General features: G+C 58.5%; 13 protein-coding genes and 2 pseudogenes. 7 read left to right on the forward strand and 8 right to left on the reverse strand.

The features are described 5' to 3' along the window. Window positions 1-1,104: 1,104 nt before the first annotated feature. On the reverse strand, window positions 1,105-1,365 hold the full coding sequence (locus ACCD05_RS27330; protein WP_112436999.1) for a PQ-loop repeat-containing protein: 261 nt from the start codon (window positions 1,363-1,365) through the stop codon (window positions 1,105-1,107). Continuing rightward, window positions 1,314-2,567 carry a cation:proton antiporter gene (locus ACCD05_RS27335; protein WP_111564195.1) on the reverse strand — a complete coding sequence of 418 codons (1,254 nt, stop codon included), beginning with the start codon at window positions 2,565-2,567 and terminating at the stop codon, window positions 1,314-1,316. Before ACCD05_RS27335 ends, ACCD05_RS27330 begins: the two co-directional genes overlap by 52 nt. A gap of 1,176 nt (window positions 2,568-3,743) precedes the next feature. On the opposite strand from ACCD05_RS27335, the gene ACCD05_RS27340 reads away from it, so the two are divergent. Genes ACCD05_RS27340 through ACCD05_RS27350 form a run of 3 tightly spaced genes read left to right on the forward strand, consistent with a single transcriptional unit; the run spans window position 3,744 to window position 5,468 of the window. Further along, window positions 3,744-4,346, forward strand: a complete 603-nt coding sequence (locus tag ACCD05_RS27340) for a hypothetical protein (protein ID WP_146618535.1) — start codon at window positions 3,744-3,746, stop codon at window positions 4,344-4,346. Between the two features lie 14 nt (window positions 4,347-4,360). Next, window positions 4,361-4,906 (forward strand): hypothetical protein, encoded by a 546-nt coding sequence (locus ACCD05_RS27345; RefSeq protein ID WP_111564193.1) that lies wholly within the window; start codon window positions 4,361-4,363, stop codon window positions 4,904-4,906. After that, a complete protein-coding gene (locus ACCD05_RS27350; RefSeq protein WP_111564192.1) occupies window positions 4,896-5,468 on the forward strand; it encodes a hypothetical protein in 573 nt (190 codons plus the stop codon). The genes ACCD05_RS27345 and ACCD05_RS27350 overlap by 11 nt, the downstream gene beginning before the upstream one ends. A gap of 3 nt (window positions 5,469-5,471) precedes the next feature. Here the strand turns inward: ACCD05_RS27350 and ACCD05_RS27355 are convergent, their stop codons facing one another. Genes ACCD05_RS27355 through ACCD05_RS27365 form a run of 3 tightly spaced genes read right to left on the reverse strand, consistent with a single transcriptional unit; the run spans window position 5,472 to window position 7,354 of the window. Next, entirely contained in the window at window positions 5,472-6,794 is a 1,323-nt protein-coding gene (locus ACCD05_RS27355) for a hypothetical protein (RefSeq protein ID WP_111564191.1), read from the reverse strand. An 18-nt stretch (window positions 6,795-6,812) separates the two neighbouring features. After that, window positions 6,813-6,986, reverse strand: a complete 174-nt coding sequence (locus tag ACCD05_RS27360) for a type II toxin-antitoxin system VapC family toxin (RefSeq protein ID WP_283193642.1) — start codon at window positions 6,984-6,986, stop codon at window positions 6,813-6,815. Continuing rightward, window positions 6,983-7,354 carry a type II toxin-antitoxin system VapB family antitoxin gene (locus tag ACCD05_RS27365; protein ID WP_413396732.1) on the reverse strand — a complete coding sequence of 124 codons (372 nt, stop codon included), beginning with the start codon at window positions 7,352-7,354 and terminating at the stop codon, window positions 6,983-6,985. The genes ACCD05_RS27360 and ACCD05_RS27365 overlap by 4 nt, the downstream gene beginning before the upstream one ends. Before the next feature lie 201 nt (window positions 7,355-7,555). Here ACCD05_RS27365 and ACCD05_RS27370 point away from each other — a divergent pair. From ACCD05_RS27370 to ligD, 4 genes and pseudogenes are all read left to right on the forward strand, one after another. After that, a pseudogene (locus tag ACCD05_RS27370) lies at window positions 7,556-8,320 on the forward strand (DUF1932 domain-containing protein); the annotation flags it as partial. A 64-nt stretch (window positions 8,321-8,384) separates the two neighbouring features. Beyond that, window positions 8,385-8,429, forward strand: a pseudogene (locus tag ACCD05_RS27375) (hypothetical protein); the annotation flags it as partial. A 197-nt stretch (window positions 8,430-8,626) separates the two neighbouring features. Next, a complete protein-coding gene (locus ACCD05_RS27380) occupies window positions 8,627-9,367 on the forward strand; it encodes a DNA polymerase III subunit epsilon (protein ID WP_111564333.1) in 741 nt (246 codons plus the stop codon). A 582-nt stretch (window positions 9,368-9,949) separates the two neighbouring features. Beyond that, the gene (gene ligD / locus ACCD05_RS27385; protein ID WP_112436997.1) at window positions 9,950-12,601 is read left to right on the forward strand and encodes a DNA ligase D; all 2,652 of its coding nucleotides are present in this window, start codon (window positions 9,950-9,952) and stop codon (window positions 12,599-12,601) included. Between the two features lie 604 nt (window positions 12,602-13,205). Here ligD and ACCD05_RS27390 read toward each other — a convergent pair. From ACCD05_RS27390 to ACCD05_RS27400, 3 genes are all read right to left on the reverse strand, one after another. Then, a complete protein-coding gene (locus ACCD05_RS27390; protein ID WP_112950256.1) occupies window positions 13,206-14,027 on the reverse strand; it encodes a Ku protein in 822 nt (273 codons plus the stop codon). Between the two features lie 2 nt (window positions 14,028-14,029). Then, window positions 14,030-14,914 carry a Ku protein gene (locus tag ACCD05_RS27395; RefSeq protein WP_111565253.1) on the reverse strand — a complete coding sequence of 295 codons (885 nt, stop codon included), beginning with the start codon at window positions 14,912-14,914 and terminating at the stop codon, window positions 14,030-14,032. A 258-nt stretch (window positions 14,915-15,172) separates the two neighbouring features. Continuing rightward, the gene (locus ACCD05_RS27400; RefSeq protein WP_113037631.1) at window positions 15,173-15,451 is read right to left on the reverse strand and encodes a hypothetical protein; all 279 of its coding nucleotides are present in this window, start codon (window positions 15,449-15,451) and stop codon (window positions 15,173-15,175) included. Window positions 15,452-15,930: the final 479 nt, after the last annotated feature.

The raw sequence follows: 15,930 nt of genomic DNA on the forward strand, positions 1-15,930 counted from the left end.
TGACTGTCCCTCGATCATTACCCGCATCTCACTGATCCGTTCTCTCAACGGGCGCGGCATCTTTCATGCCACCTCCTTTCCAGCATTAGTGCAGTGAACCGCCAGCACGGTCCCATCTTTCCCGACGACGGTTCGTGGATAGCCGACGTCCGGCAGTGGCGCGGGTGGGCCGACGACTTCCTCGTCGGACCACGATTTGCCGTGTCGGTGCTGATTTTCATTCAGATGCCATACGGCGCGATACCCGATCCGTAAACCAACGCCACTCGTGCGCCGGGCAGCAGGGATAAGCTACCGGGATTGCCGCCGAAGCCAGTATTCTCCACCGGTAGACCCAGTGGGCGCCATGATTTCCCCAGATCTTCCGACGAATGCTTCCAGCCAGCCATCCTGCCCGGCCCGCGACCTCGTCGAATGACAGTCAGCACGGTATCATCGTCCAATCGCACGCTTGATGGCATTATGCTGTAACTTTCGTCGTCGTAGGGAAGCCGACACTTGGCCTGGAACGACCTGCCACCGTTCAAGCTCTCGGCGCACAGCGTTCTTCCCTCCTGACCGTCAGGCTTCGCGCAGGTCACCATGAACAATGCATGTTGCGATGATATGGGAAGGATGTCGGTTCTGGTGGCGGCGCCGCCGATATCGTGCCCGCTGAACCCAAAAGGTCCGTCCCAGTGCGCGCCTCGGTCCCGGCTGAGGTAGAACCAGCTCCTAGCATTGATCCCAAGGTCTGTTCGAGCCGCCAGCAAATGCACTCCGGGTCAAGAAAATCACTTGGCGCGGTGACGCGATCGAAGTGTCCATCATGAAGCCTCGGCCCGGACCGAAGGCGTCTTGCAACGTGCTCATCCGCGGAAAGACTTTCACCGCCCGGCGCGTGCCCGTGGAATTCCTCCACCATCCACGATTTTCCCCCCATCCTTGCTACGGGCCTGCCTAGGCACGAAGTTGTGGCTTTTATCGCGTGCGTGGAGCTCACCCTGATCCTCCAACCAACACGGCGAGAACCTCTTCCTCCCAGCGCCAGAGCCCATAATCGGCTGGCCAGGCGGCGAAGTGATGCTTCTCGCGGTAGACAACGGAATGTTCGGCCAAAATCCGTCATCTATCCCCCGCGATCGCGTACAAGACCGAGGAGTTTGAACGCCGAGACCCCATTATGGTGAGGGCGTAAATTTTCGCTGATATCTCTTTTGTCTCGCGGCTGCGAATAATCTTGGCGGCTTGGGGAATGAAGCTAGCGACCGAGCACATGGACGCGCCGCAACCGATCATTGTCGCCATATCCATCACGACTTGCTCCAGTGCGGTTACATTGCCGTCGGCTTCGTGGCGTCCACGCCTCGTTTGCGATCGATCCATCCCATGACGGGAGTGACCGCGATCCCGTGCAGAAAGATCGATGCCAAGATTATGACAAAGACCGTCGCCCAAACGGTTTCCATGCCGGTGAAGTCAGCCTTGCCCGAGGCGTAGGCAAGGTAATAGATCGATCCCAGACCCCGGATCCCGAAGACCGACACGATTAGCTTTTCGGCTGTTGGGTGGCCGCATCCAGCAAGGCTTAACCAGCCGGCGAGAGGCCGAACGAAGACAAGTGTCGCTGCCCCGACGATGGCGACCCGCCAATCGACTAGATCCAGCAGCGATCCTTCCGCGACGATAGATCCGAAGCAGACGAGCAGGACCATCATCAAGAGCCGCTCGATCTGTTCCCCGAAATCGTGCAGTTCACTGTGGAAGCGGCTCTTGCGCTCGACGTGACGAATGGTCAGCGCGGTCACGAATACCGCGACGAACCCGTATCCGTGCAGGAGTTCCGTCGCGCCGTAGGACAGAAACGTGAAACCTAGCGCGGCCAAGCCATCCCCGGTTTTTTCGATCCGTCTGGTCTCGGGCAGTTTAAAGGTCAAATAACCGAGCAATCGACCGATGAGCCATCCGACCCCAATTCCGGCCGCGAGCTTCCAGACGACATCGAAGGCCAACCAGTAACCGATCCACTCCTGTCCGTTGCTTGTCGCCATGGCGATCGCGGCCATGACGAAGGGGAAGCTTAGCCCGTCATTCAGCCCTGCTTCCGACGTTAGGGAGAACCGAATATCGTCTTCCTCGCCGGTTTGCGGCGGTCCAACTTGTACATCGGCGGCAAGGACCGGATCGGTGGGCGCGAGTGCCGCGCCAAGCAGAAGCGCCGAGGCGGGTGGCAAGCTGAGTAGCCACCACCCAAGAAGAGCGATGCCGGCGATCGAAAGAGGCATGGCGATGCCGAGCAGACGCCAGGTGATCATCCAACGTTTCCATCCTAGCGCTCGGTCAATCTTCAGGCCCGCGCCCATCAAAGCCACGATGACCACCAGTTCCGTGAGATGCTCGGCCCAGCTGGTGTTTTCCAGGGGATTGAAGCGTGGAAGGGGCGTGAATGGCGACCAGGTCAGCAACATGCCGATGACAATGCAACAGATGGGCAGAGATATCGGCATGCGTTTCAAGGCCAGCGGCAGCCACGTCGTCAGAAGCACGATCAACCCGAATATGAAAAGTGTAATGACGTAGCTGTTCAATCGGCTATTTCTCCCGCGTCGGCTTAAGCCCGTTCCAGCGGCAATCTGGCGACCTCCGCGCCACGACCTTCACGCTTGCTTGAAAGTCCTCGGCCATGTCATGAGAAACTTGATTGGTGGCGCGGGGCTCCCGGTAACCGACATGGCGGTCCACCTCGGCGGGTCTGTCCGCCGGTATACAGCATGGATTTGAGCCAATTCGCCACCGAACGTCGCACGTTCTCGGCGCGTTCGGTGTCACCATGAATAATGACCGATAACAGACCGCGTCCAAGACGACTTGTGTCGAGTACTGCGGCCCGACACCTCGGGTCCTGTTCCAGGACCGCTCTCGCGCTCTTTGCCCTCTTGAAGCTTTTCGATGACCCACCCGGGCAAGTTTGCTCGCTTCCCGAGCCATTCTCTTCGCGGTGAGTCCGGGTCTGGCCAATGGTGTGGTGAACCGCGATCTGATCCGTGGCCAGACCGTATTTCGGCCCCCGAACTCCACCCCTGATTTTCGGGTCAGGGGAGCCCTCCCTGAGTGCTTGCGCGCGTCGCGAGCGGCATCGGCAATTTTCGCGAGTTCCTCGTCCAAGCAATCACAGGCGGTGTCTTGAAAGTCGTGTGGCGCGAATATGCCGTCAGACAAACCAAACGTTGTCATCGCGATCCTCCAGCCGGCCTGTTTAATTAGGCAAGCCTTACACATAATCAGGTGCCCGGCCAACGAAATATACTTTCCAGGGTTGGTGTTTGACACATATCGGGTCGGTCCTTTTATTAGCTCCACGACGTTTGTTGGGCGTTCGCCATGGAGGCATGCGACAGTTTTTCGGAACTCGTCGCCGAGACAGTTGGTCCCGCGGCAACCCTTGGCGATGCGATGGACCTCGTGGAGCGTGGCCCGCCGATCGATGGAGCGATCCTGGATATCAAGGGAAGTCTGAGGCTTGGACTGCCTTCAGGTGCAGTTGGATCCTCAAAGCTGGGGCGGGACATCGGTTTGCTCCTGTCTCGAAGCAAGTTAACGTTGGGCAATGTCACCAGTTCCAAAGCCGGATCGTCGATTTGGGCCGGTCTTGGCCGCTACGTACCGAACCTCGTTTTGCGAGCGGTTACGGAAGGCCATAATCATAGACCTTCCTATTGGTCGAACCTAGCCGAAAGCCGCTGTCTGAGATAGATATTCACAAGATGGGCGGACTGAAACGAGCAATGCGATCAAAAACGGGCAAGGCGTGGCTAACCAAGCTGCTTGCCGGTGCCGGTGGGCTGTTGGCGGCTTCGATTTCACTTGGGTACACGCTGTATGAGCGCAGGCAGGCCGATGTCGTCCCTCAGGTCGAAGTTGCGACACCGGTGGATGCTGGGCGTTGGAAGGTGTCTTTCGCCGGAAGCGCTTTGGCCAAAGAGATGCCGAATGGAGCGAAGATATCGCCGGGCAAGAAGGCCATCGTTGTCAGCATGATGCTAGAAAACCTGTCGGCACAGAGCTCCAATCTCTATGGAAGCTTGATCAAGCCCACCAATCTGCCCGACACGCCGAAGCCGCAATATTACCTGAGCCGCGACCGGGCCATCCTTTGGGATCTGCAGCCTCGAATGCCCGAGGCGGTAACTGCGGTATGGGAGGTTCCCGCGAATGTCGCATTGCCTGATGTTCTAAGGCTGCGGGTCGAGGGCGAGTTCTTCAAGCCGAGGGACAATCTCTATAACGCGCCGGGCTGGTTCCCCTTGGGGACGGTCGCGGAAATCGCATTGCCGCTGGATGGCGAGACGTCGGAGACAAAACCTTGAGGCGTGCGGCACCAATGATTCCGGCTGTTCTTGGAGCAGCGGCTCTGCTTGCGGCACTCCAGGCAACGACGCCACCCTATGCCACATTGACCGGGCCAATCAGCACCGTGGGTCGTCAGAGCGACACGGTTTCGAGTGATACGTTCAGTGTAAAGATCAACCGCGTCCTGAAGGCGAAGAGCATTGCCTACAAGCAATTTGGACGAGCGGTGGATCTCCAGAGTTCCGGCGTCTGGGTGGCGGTCTCCGCCGAGTTGCAGGCGTTCCAGAAAACCGTGCCGGTTCGCGCCGCGACGCTGATCGGTTCATCCGGTCGAATGTACCGTCAATCGCGACGGGCAGGGGATGCGCCAAACGTTCTCTCGACGAAAACCGTTCAACCCGGATTGCCGACGACGGGCCTGTTGGTGTTCGAGCTTCCTGAGGACGAGCTCCGCAACATGAAGCTTGTGCTTTCCGAACAGTATGATCCGCAGCTGAAGGATGAGATTAGCGTGTCGCTGGAGACGATCGAGACCGCACCGCAGGCTAGGCTGGAGATTCGCAAAGATGGCGTTTGACCGCGAGAGAAGGACTTGGTTGCTGTCGCTCGCAAGCTTGCCGCTTCTCGTAGTCGCAGCTGTTGTCGTCAATGCATGGCGCAACATCGAGGATTACCGGCATCGGATCGAGACGGATATCCAGCAGGGATCCGGCCAGCTCGACTACGCCGGCGCGGCGTGGCGCCTCGAGAAGGTGAGACTTATTGGTGATGGGCGCGACGCGCAACTGCGTCTTCCCGGCGAGATGCGGCTGATCATCGTTCGCATGGTCGCAACCGCCGCCCGCGATATCGGTGACGGCTGGGGCCAATGCGAGGTCAGCCTGGTGGATGGGACGGGGCGCCGCTGGTTGCCGCTCGACGTCATTCTATCGAGCGACATCAGCCGCGATCTGGAGCCTGACAACGAGCCCCTAAAAGGCTGCGGTATCACGTCGCTCGATCCGCCTCATCAAGACCATGCCGCCTTGATCGAGGAGAAGTTCGTCGTTCCTGACGCGGCAATCCCCACGCTGTCTGTAAGGTTGAGCGTCGCGGCCTTGCGGCCGCGGGCGATCGGCTTCCCGCTCGCGTTGAACTGACAATCACGCCTCACCGAGGCGCAATTCTCGCCCCCTCCATACTCGACCCTGGGCAAAGCCGATCTCCAGCGTTGCCGCCAGCAGGCAAATCTTGATCGGTGTGATCAGCAGGCCCTCGCCCGGATCACTTGGCGTGCCGACGAAGGGTGAAATCGTCTGCGCGATGACCTGCCACAGCGGCAAGTCATGCGGTCCGATGAGCTGTGTCAGCCAATACCAGCTCCAGGCGGAGCCCCAATCCAACAGCCGATAGCCGATAATGGCGACGAGGATCGAACCAATACCGGAATTCAGCGCCAAGCCTATCCCTTCGGCAAGCGCGCGATAGCGTTTCACCGTGCCTGCAATGAAGTGCGAAATGAAATCGCGCACCGACTTCGGCAGTGCTTCCCAACGGGACACGGCGCGGGCGAGGCGCCCTTCGCCGGGCATACGCACGCTATCGATGTCATAGCCGTACACGACGGCAGCGAGCGTGAGCCAGACGACCGGGTAAAGCGCATAGAAGAATAGGCTGACGAGCTGCGCTGTGATCGGCGGTGACGCGAATTCGGGTGGAATCGGCACATCCCGTTGCGCAATGGCGTCTGTTACGGGCGAAAGCAGGCTGACCAGTGTGCCGATCGATTCCGGGATATGGCTGAACCAGGCCCTGATCTCATCCTGCCACTCCGACAGGACGAACAGACCGATAAACGCCCAGTTGGCTTCGCAGACCACGATGAGGATCGGCCAGATCGGCGCCTGCGAACGCTTGTGCATGGTTTTTGCGAACCGTCTCACCACCCAGGCGACAATGACAGGGATGATCAGCCACTTGCCGCGGGAAACATCCAGCAAACCGGCGCTTTCGCCGGCCAAGAAAAGGCTGAGCGACAGTTTGGAATAGTCCCGCACCGTGTCGGCGAGAAAACCCCAGGCGGTGTAGAAGGCGAAGAAGGGGACAAGGCTGAGCGCCAGAGCACTGACGAAATCGCCGGGGGGCGGGGGCGTCTCAACCTCGGTCGTCGTTTCGAGTCGATCCGTCAATCCATGTGAGGCGGCATTCAGCGCCGGAAGGCCGCGCCGCACCGTCTCAAACAGGGCCATGATGACGACAAGTTTCAACAGCACGACCAAGGCGAGAACGGAAAGACCAGCGAGCGAGCTCCAGCGCCCGATCATGGCAGCGAATTCGTTCAGTAGAAGATTGCCGATGAAACCGAGCAGCCAGAGGGCTGCCAATTGCGGCCAGAAACGCCAGACGAGAGAGGCGGTCAATCGCAGTTGATGCAATGCGGTCTTGAAGCCGCCGTCTAAGGTAGTCGCCTGAGCGGAGTAGGACATTTCTCCCTGATACCATTGCTAGGATTCATGGCCAAGATTGGATTTGTCGATCCCAGCCTCTGGGGGCCGCACTTCCAGCAAGGTCGGCCAGCCAATGATGACCGGCTCTCGACCGATCAGCGGCCTGAAGACTTCAGCCTCGGGCTCGTCAGCCGCTATCGCGATGATCACCGAGGTATCGACGGCGATCATATTGGTAGACCGTTCTCGTCATAGAATTCGTCGTGCGCCGACGTCGTGCCGGCCGGGATGTTGCGCCGATCTTTGGCTGCCAGATCCCAAACGGCGTCCATTGGATAGCGGATCTTGTCTTCGCGCAGCGCCTGGTCGTAACGCTCGAGCGCCAGCTCCACCAGCCGGTTGATCGGCTGCCCGGTGCGGCTGGAAAGGGCATGGGCCAGATCGCGGGCCTTGCTGCTGCGAACGGAAAGCTGCGGTTCAGACATGCGGCGGACCTGATTTTTTATGCGGCGAATATCGGGGAAGCAACGCGAGATGGCAACGTTTTCGGTTTGGATGGCATACGCCAGCATGATCGGATGCAACGGCAATGGCGGCATTAATTGACCTCGAGGCGATTGCACCGGCTCAATGAATGGCGACGCTATCAATACGGAGAGATACCGCCCGTTAGACGACCGACGAGAAGCCGTTCATCGGAGTTGGGGCGCCGAGCGCTTCAGCGGTCACATGGACCGCTTGGGTTGCATCTAGCGCCACCGCCGCTAGTTCTTATGTGAGTGGAATCGCGGAAGGTGACCATGTCAAGGATTGCCGTTGTCGGAATGGGAGCAATGGGAAGTGCCATTGCAAAGGCGCTCCCGTCATCGAGCGCGGAGATTGTCACCTATCTGGAGGGACGATCATCTACGACACGTGAACGCGTGGCCGCTGCGAGCATACGGGAAGTTGAGCTGACGGCGTTGGTTGACGCGGACGTCATCTTGTCGGTTCTGCCGCCTTCCCAGGCTCTAGCGGTCGCTGACCTTGTCGCACCCGCTATGCGCTCTTTCAAGTCTTCTTCCGCGGTCTTTGTCGACTGCAATGCCATTTCAACTGAGACGATGGGCAAGGTCGCTCAGGTGTTACACAACGCCGATGCCAAGGTGCTTGACGGCTGCATCATCGGCGGGCCGTCGGAGGTGGCAAAGCCAGGTCCACGCTTCTATCTTAGCGGGGGCGCGCGAGACACAATTCCTGTTCTTGTCGAATACGGCTTGGATGCACGTGCCCTGGACCGAGACGTTGGTGCCGCGTCCGCCCTTGAAATGTGCTACGCGGCCATCAACAAGGGCCTCATCGGTCTTGGCGCCTCGATGCTCTTGGCCGCCGCGCGGAGCGGTGCGAAGCAAGCTCTAATGGCAGAGCTTTCTGAAAATCAGTCTCGGCTCGTGGCGAAGCTCGCCAAGGACATTCCCGACATGTACCCGAAAGAATACCGTTGGGTCGAGGACATGGATGAGATTGCCGCGTTTCTGGGAGCAGATGACCCGGCCGCGGATATATTCTCTGGGATGGCGGCTGTCTTCCAACGACTGGCAAACGACCGCAAGGGCAACGGCGAGATAGCGACGACCTTGTCCGAGATGCTGGCGGATCGACCAGAAGGTAGCCTCAATCGGTACGATGCCTTGAGCAACCGTAATTTTGACGAAGGCAGCAAGTGCCTCGAACCGGTCCCAAGCGCTCGTGAAAGCCAGGATAGAGCTGAACTGGAAGAGGGGCTTGAGGCGAGCTTTCCGGCTGGTGACCCGATCTCAGCTACCGTGACCAGCGAAGCGGGAAGCACGAGGACGTGAAAGCTTCCGATGACCTTAGGAAATGAGGCACAAATGGCTGTCGTCCGCGTCGTCGATCTTGAAACAGGAGGTAGTGGCCAGCAGGAGGTGTGCGAGATCGGTTGGCAGGACGTCGTCCAAAGCCGGGATGGTCGGTGGCAGCTCGATGTCGAGCGTGGCTCATTGATGGTCAATCCGGGGCGAGCTATCTCGGCGGAAACGATGGCCGTTCATCACATCCTCGACCGTGACGTCGCCGGAGCACCATTGTGGAGGGAAGTCGCATCGTCGGTGCTGCAACCGCGTCGGCGTCCTTTAGCACTTGCCGCTCACCGCGCCGCGTTCGAACAACGCTATTGCACTCCACGTCTGAGCGGAGGTGCGCAATGGATTTGCACATGGAAGTGCGCGTTGAGACTGTGGCCAGACCTACCGCGCTTTTCAAACCAGATGCTTCGCTACCTGCGAATGCCCGACGGGCTGGTTCACGAGCTAGGCCTCCCGGCCCACAGGGCTTTGCCCGACGCATACGTGACCGCCCACCATCTCCGTGACATGCTCAATGAAGCTTCGCTAGGTCAGTTGCTTGCTTGGAGTGCCGAGCCGGGTCTTCTACCCCGCATTCCATCCGGAACGGAACGGGGAAAGACTTGGGATGAAGTCGACATGGAGGTCGTGCGGCATTTCCTTTCCGACCGAGATCGAGATGTACGCTTCACCGCCCAGACGGAGATCACGAGACGGGGCGGCGAGCCTGCTCGGGAACGTGTCCCAGCTCAAGGCCGGCTCCTCTAGCGGGTGCGGGCACGAACGACAAGAAAATAACTAGCGAGGAGGGCCGATGTTAGTCGACCCCCCTCTGTGGCCGACGTCCGCAACAGGCTAACGGACGTGGGGCTCGGCGATCTATCAATCTTCGCGACGGCGAAAGGTTGCGGAAATGCATGTACTCACTTCGGCGTAATGCCACCCCGGGCGACCGCTGGGCGACGGTGCGTCGAGCGCCCGTAACTATCGCGGCCACCGGCGGGGAAGATGGGACCTAAGGGACCAAGACCAACTCGGCACGGACGACGAAGCGAACGGCGGGCAAGGCACAAGGCCGACGTTAAGCGCGGCCGGGCAACCGGCGTCCGACCCACGTGGTGATGACCCTCGCGGCCCCTTGATCGCCTCGGCGTCAACGCTCGCGCATGGTCCTTGTGACCTTCGATGGGCTTCCTTAGATGCGGGGCGCGCGGATCGGCCATGTTGATAGGCCGTCATGCCACCGTTGCGGCACACGATCAGCCGGAACGTCGCCGATAAAGTCAGTCTGTCCTGGAACCGTGGACGCGTTTCCGCATTTGGATTAATGACCGATCCGCGAGAAAAACCATGGCCGACAACCTCTCCAAATACCGCGCGAAACGCGATTTCAAAAAGACCGCCGAGCCAAGCGGAGAGGTTCAGGTAAAGCCCTCGAACCGCCGACGCTTCATCATCCAAAAGCACGACGCCACTCGCCTTCACTACGACCTGCGGCTGGAATTGGACGGTGTCTTCAAATCCTGGGCGGTCACGAAAGGGCCATCGCTCGATCCGCAGGACAAACGTCTGGCGGTGGAAGTCGAGGATCACCCGCTCGATTACGGCGATTTTGAAGGTACGATCCCCAAGGGCCAGTATGGCGGGGGCACGGTCATGCTGTGGGATCGGGGTTACTGGGAGCCAGAGGGAAACAAGACGCCAGAGCAGGCGCTCGCCAAGGGCGATTTCAAGTTCACCCTTGAAGGCGAACGGCTTCACGGGAGCTTCGTCCTTGTGCGAATGCGTGGACGAGAGGGCGAGAAGCGAACAAATTGGCTTCTGATCAAACACCACGATGATTTCTCTGTCGACGAAGGCGGCGCGAGGGTGCTCGAAGAGAATGAAACATCTGTCGCCTCCGGACGGACCATGGATGCCATCGCATCTGGTAAAGGCCGAAAGCCAAAGCCGTTCATGACATCGGGCGGTGCCGTTGAAGCAGACGCGGTCTGGGACAGCAACGAAGGGCTTGCCGCCGACGAACGAAAGGCAGGCAGCAAGGAGAAGCCGAAATCCGCGACAAAGGCCGCCGCGGCCGCGATGCCTCTCTTCATTGAGCCGCAGCTCTGCGAAACATTGGAACGACCACCGTCGGCCAAAGGCTGGATTCACGAGATCAAGTTCGACGGCTACCGCATACAGATGCGAATCCAAGGTGGTGAGGTCACCCTCAAGACCCGCAAGGGCCTTGATTGGACCAAGAAGTATTCTGCTATCGCGAGTTCTGGCGAAAGTCTCCCGGACGCGATCATCGACGGCGAGATATGCGCCCTCGACGAGAACGGTGCACCGGATTTCGCGTCACTGCAGGCGTCGCTGTCCGAGGGCAAGACCGATGAGCTCGTCTTCTTCGCCTTCGATCTTATGTTCGCTGGCGATGACGACCTTCGTGAGTTGCCGCTCACGCAACGCAAGAAGCGGTTGGCTTCACTTTTATCCGAGGCGGGCGACGACCCGCGTATACGGTTCGTCGAGCATTTCGAGACCGGCGGTGACGCGGTTTTGAAATCGGCCTGCAAGTTGTCGCTCGAAGGCATCGTCTCGAAGCAGGCCGACGCGACTTACGTGTCGGGACGAACGAAAACATGGGCAAAATCAAAGTGCCGAGCGGGCCACGAGGTGGTGATTGGTGCCTATGCCACCAGCAACGGTAAATTTCGGTCGCTCCTGGTCGGTGTCAATCGCGCTAACCACTTCGTCTATGTTGGCCGCGTTGGAACCGGTTACGGGGCGAGCGTCGTCGAAAAATTGTTGCCGCGACTGAAAAAGGTAGAGGCAACGAAATCTCCGTTCACCGGCATCGGCGCTCCGAGGAAGGCACCAGATATTGTTTGGCTAAAGCCCGAACTGGTTGCTGAAATCGAGTTCGCGGGGTGGACGGCGGATGGCCAGGTCCGACAAGCCGCGTTCAAGGGTTTACGTGAGGACAAGCCCGCCGATGAGGTTGAGGCAGAGCGGCCCGCGAGCCCAGACGAAACGGATGTTCCCGACCCCGAGGCCGCACCCAAACCGCCAAAGGCGTCGAAATTTCGCAAGGGGGCCAGGGTCGATGTTATGGGCGTCCTGATATCCAGCCCCGACAAGCCACTGTGGCCCAATGCCCTGGACAAGCAGCCCGTCACCAAGGTTGATCTGGCTCACTACTATGAGGCCGTGGGACCATGGCTGATCGGCCACATAAGGGGGCGGCCTTGTTCGATCATCCGGACGCCAGACGGGATCGGCGGTGAGCAGTTCTTTCAGAGGCATGCGATGCAGGGAACATCAAACCTGATCGAGCAGGTTAAAGTAACGGGCGATAAACAGCCGTACCTGCGGATTGACCGCGTCGAGGGGTTGGTCGCCATCGCCCAAATCGGGGGCACGGAGCTGCATCCCTGGAATTGCGAACCCGAGCAGCCCGAGGTTCCCGGGCGCCTGGTGTTCGATCTCGACCCCGGTCCGGACGTTGATTTCGACACCGTGGTCGAAGGTGCGCGCGAGATACGAGATCGACTGGAGGAGCTTGGCCTTGTCAGTTTCTGCAAGACAACCGGCGGCAAGGGTCTCCATGTCGTGACGCCATTGTCGGTGCCGAAAGGTAGGAAGCTGACGTGGGACGAGGGAAAGGCCTTCGCGCACGATGTCTGTCAGGAAATGGCAAGGGACAACCCGGACCTTTACCTGATCAAAATGACGAAAAGTCTTCGGAATGGGCGTATCTTCTTGGATTACTTGCGCAACGACCGCACCTCGACCGCGGTCGCGCCGCTCTCGCCAAGGGCCCGACCGGGAGCGACGGTGTCGATGCCTCTCAATTGGACGCAGGTCAAGGCGGGGCTTGATCCCAAGCGGTTCACGATCAGAACGGTGCCCGGCATCCTGAAGAGCAGCACGGCCTGGCAGGATTATTGCGACGGCCAGCGGTCCTTGGAACAGGCCATCAAGCGATTGAAGCAGCGCAAAAGGCGGGATGACTGAGCGGGTGGTCGCCCGCCGGGCGATTGGCCGCTTATCGAATTCGAAAAGCATGGCTTCTCTGACCACGGACACCATAGATGGATCTTGCCTGGAAGAAGCTTTGATCGGGGACCCGGTTATCCCACTGAACGGGCCCGGCGAACTCGAAGGCTGTTTCACTCTGCTGCCCCTCAACAGCGGAGAACTGAAATGCCCACGCGTCCACGTCGTGGGCTTTTTTCCTTCTTCCAGACGGCAATTGCGCTAATAGACAACCCAGCCACCGCCGCTCAAACCTCCCTGGTAGTTCGAGACCAGACACCGTGGGTGAGCTCCTCGATCTGTCCAGTCATCCCGGGGTTTAACAGCGCGTCCGCTGGGTGGACGTAGAAGGACGCTCCCCGCCTCTCTCTTGTCGGTGAAGAGGTCGTTCGGGCCGGTCCCATTGTTCCCAATCATTAAGTTGCGGTCGGGAACGCGCTGACGTCCCAAGAGCGTTGCGACCGTGGTGAAGCAACCTAGTAACCGCCAAGGCCACGACAGCGTGAGAGGCTGATCTTCGAAACGAGATGAAAAATGGATCCGAGCCGCGCGCGCGGCGGTCGCACGTAAGTGGGGCGACTTGTTAACCAGCCTTGCGCGATTTCAGTTCCTTTTGGACCGACTTCTTCAGCGCATCCATTATGTCTACAACGTTGCTCTGCTTACCGTCATGCAGTTCCTTCGATTTGGACGTCGCTTTCCTTACGGGCTCGTGAGCTTTTTTCTTTGAAGCAATAAGCTTCAGCAAGCTGTCCTGGATCGGATCGGACGTCATCGCTGGCGACCATTTTTGGGTCCGCTTCTTGATGAACTTTTCGAGCGCGGCGACACCCTTGGTGTCCGAACCCTTGCCGATGGAAGTGAAATACTCGCCTTCTGGCCGAACTTCGTCACCAAACCTGAGAGTCCACACGACAATGCCGTTGTCGCGCGGCTCAAGGATCACGGCATGTTCTCGACGCCCGAGAACCACGCGAGAGAGGCCGACGACGTCCTTAGCCTTCATGGCCTCTCGAACGACGGCGAACGCCTCGTCGCCGATCTTCTCGTTCGCCGTCAGATAAAACGGAGTGTCGAGATAGATCCACTCGATCTCCTCTCGCTGCACAAATCTCTCAATGTCGATGGTGCGGACGCTTTCGAGCTCAACGGATCCCAGTTCGTCATCGGTGAGAATGACGTAATCGTCTTTACCGCGCTCATAGCCCTTGGCCTCGTCCTCATCTTTGACCGGCTTGCCCGTTACACTATCGATATACCGCGAAACAACCCGATTGCCGGTCTTTTCGTTAAGCGTATGAAACCGCACTTTCTCGCTTTCCGAGGTCGCTGGGACCATCGCCACGGGGCAGGTGACGAGAGACAGCTTCAAGTAGCCTTTCCAGTATGGACGACGAGGAGCCATGGTCAGCTTGCTTTCTTGCGAGTGGTCTTGGACGACGCCTTGGCATCCGCCTTCGGTTTCCTTTTGCCAGTATTGGCGTTCGCGGCGCTTGGCTTCCTGGACGAAGCCCTGTTCACTCCAGCGCTTTGCCTCAGTGCCTTCAAAAGATCATTGGGTTTGGAGACCTTGACCGCCCTTGGCTTGGGAAGTGCTTTCCCTTCCGCTTTCGCCTTCACCAAGGCGGCGAGAGCGGTCTCGTATCTATCGTCAGTCTTGGCGGGGTCGAATTCCCCGATCTTCGTGTCGATGATGTGCTTGGCCAAGTCGAGCATTTCGCCCTCGACCTTGACCTTCGCAACGTCCTTGAACGCTTCCTTGGAAGACCGCACTTCGTAATCGAAATTGAGTGTGGTTGCGATCAGGCCTTCTTCGTGTGGCCTGATCAAAACGGTTCGCATTCGCCGGAACAAAACGGTCCTGGCGATTGCTGTCACGTTCGTCTTGGACAGGGCGTCGCGGATACAGGTGAATGCGTCTCTTGCTTCATCGTCGACTGGCACCAGGTAGTACGGTTTGTCGAAATAGACACCATCGACTTCCCCGCAGGAGATGAAAGCCTCTGCTTCAAGCATCTTGTCCGAATCTGGGATGACGGCCGCGACCTCTTCGGGGTCGATCATGATGTAGTCGCCGCTTCCGGTCTCGAAACCCTTCACCTGTTGTTCCCGCTCGACAACCTCTTCGGTCTCGCTATCGATGAATTGCCGCTTCAGCCGGTTTCCGTTCTCCTGGTTTAGTAAATGGAAGCTGATACGATCGGAAGTCGAAGCGGCGGTGTAAAGACCTACAGCACAACTAAGTTCGCCAATCTTTAGGTGGCCTTTCCATTGAGCGCGGTGCGCGGTCATTCCACGTCTCTCCCATCTGTTCAAGACAACTAACTAAATCGCCTTCAATATAGTTCCCGCAGCCCCGCGAGTGCGGCGAGACAGCCGGTTCAGACAGTGATTTTGCTCGGACCAATACGGTATCTGTCGCGCAAAGCTCGTGCATGGCTTCTTTAAGGGTCTCCTGAGGTCACGGATCTTGCCTCGCCCCAGCTGCTTCATTTTGAAAACATTGGGCGCTTGTTTCAACAGTACTCGTCCACCAACCATTCTCTACCACTAGTAACAAAGTGTCCGCAGCATTCCCTCGTAATTCGGTTTGCCTCGACACGATTCCACGAGGGGCGAGGTCATCCTCACTTGGTCTTTCGCCGGATAAGGCTTGGTAACGACCTTGCCTTGATGAGAGCAACCAAAAACCGGACAAAAGATGATCGCAATGGTCAGGCCACGGATGAGTTTCATCGCCGGATCTGCCTTTACGATTTCGCCGAGACAGAGTTCTTGGACAGCCAAGTGATATATTTTTCTTCCACGAACTGATTGCGTGGCATTCATTTGTCCCTCCTTAGCAGTGCCGTCTCAATATTTGCCGAAGCGCTCCAGCCAATCTTCAAATAAGTCCGCCGGAAGATCTCATTGATGAATTTTTCCGGATAGAGCCTTTTATACCGCTCCATCACCCTATACCGCTCCATCACCGCGGCGATGATGTTAGCCGCACGGAAGCCCCGACCCGCAACTGCCGCCGACAGCCCCGAAGCTCACTGCCCGGAATCCTTGTTGAATTGCCGCCAACTGAAATGCTGCTCTACTGCCTGGTACACAACCACGGCAGCGCATGATCCCGCTTAGCGGAAAATCCGAGTGCTATAAATGTGGTTCCTCCAAGCGTACACAGCTGCCCCAAATTTTCAACCCACACTGATATGCTAAAGGGTCAATGGATCGGGCGGGCCGACATTGATGTAGAACGATAAGAACGCGTGGTTGAAAGCGGATCCGCGCTCAGCATGGCATCTTGCGTCTCACCGAAA

Source organism: Rhizobium sp. Rhizsp42 (assembly GCF_047304155.1).
In the GTDB taxonomy this organism is placed as follows: Bacteria; Pseudomonadota; Alphaproteobacteria; order Rhizobiales; family Rhizobiaceae; genus Rhizobium.

What these genes read in the sequence shown, in the direction of transcription:
- ACCD05_RS27330 (WP_112436999.1), bottom strand. Translation starts at nt 1,365, where the DNA reads ATGGATCGATCGCAAACGAGGCGTGGACGCCACGAAGCCGACGGCAAT.
- ACCD05_RS27340 (WP_146618535.1), top strand. Translation starts at nt 3,744, where the DNA reads ATGGGCGGACTGAAACGAGCAATGCGATCAAAAACGGGCAAGGCGTGG.
- ACCD05_RS27345 (WP_111564193.1), top strand. Translation starts at nt 4,361, where the DNA reads ATGATTCCGGCTGTTCTTGGAGCAGCGGCTCTGCTTGCGGCACTCCAG.
- ACCD05_RS27350 (WP_111564192.1), top strand. Translation starts at nt 4,896, where the DNA reads ATGGCGTTTGACCGCGAGAGAAGGACTTGGTTGCTGTCGCTCGCAAGC.
- ACCD05_RS27355 (WP_111564191.1), bottom strand. Translation starts at nt 6,794, where the DNA reads ATGTCCTACTCCGCTCAGGCGACTACCTTAGACGGCGGCTTCAAGACC.
- ACCD05_RS27360 (WP_283193642.1), bottom strand. Translation starts at nt 6,986, where the DNA reads ATGATCGCCGTCGATACCTCGGTGATCATCGCGATAGCGGCTGACGAG.
- ACCD05_RS27365 (WP_413396732.1), bottom strand. Translation starts at nt 7,354, where the DNA reads ATGCCGCCATTGCCGTTGCATCCGATCATGCTGGCGTATGCCATCCAA.
- ACCD05_RS27380 (WP_111564333.1), top strand. Translation starts at nt 8,627, where the DNA reads ATGGCTGTCGTCCGCGTCGTCGATCTTGAAACAGGAGGTAGTGGCCAG.
- ligD (WP_112436997.1), top strand. Translation starts at nt 9,950, where the DNA reads ATGGCCGACAACCTCTCCAAATACCGCGCGAAACGCGATTTCAAAAAG.
- ACCD05_RS27390 (WP_112950256.1), bottom strand. Translation starts at nt 14,027, where the DNA reads ATGGCTCCTCGTCGTCCATACTGGAAAGGCTACTTGAAGCTGTCTCTC.
- ACCD05_RS27395 (WP_111565253.1), bottom strand. Translation starts at nt 14,914, where the DNA reads ATGACCGCGCACCGCGCTCAATGGAAAGGCCACCTAAAGATTGGCGAA.
- ACCD05_RS27400 (WP_113037631.1), bottom strand. Translation starts at nt 15,451, where the DNA reads ATGAATGCCACGCAATCAGTTCGTGGAAGAAAAATATATCACTTGGCT.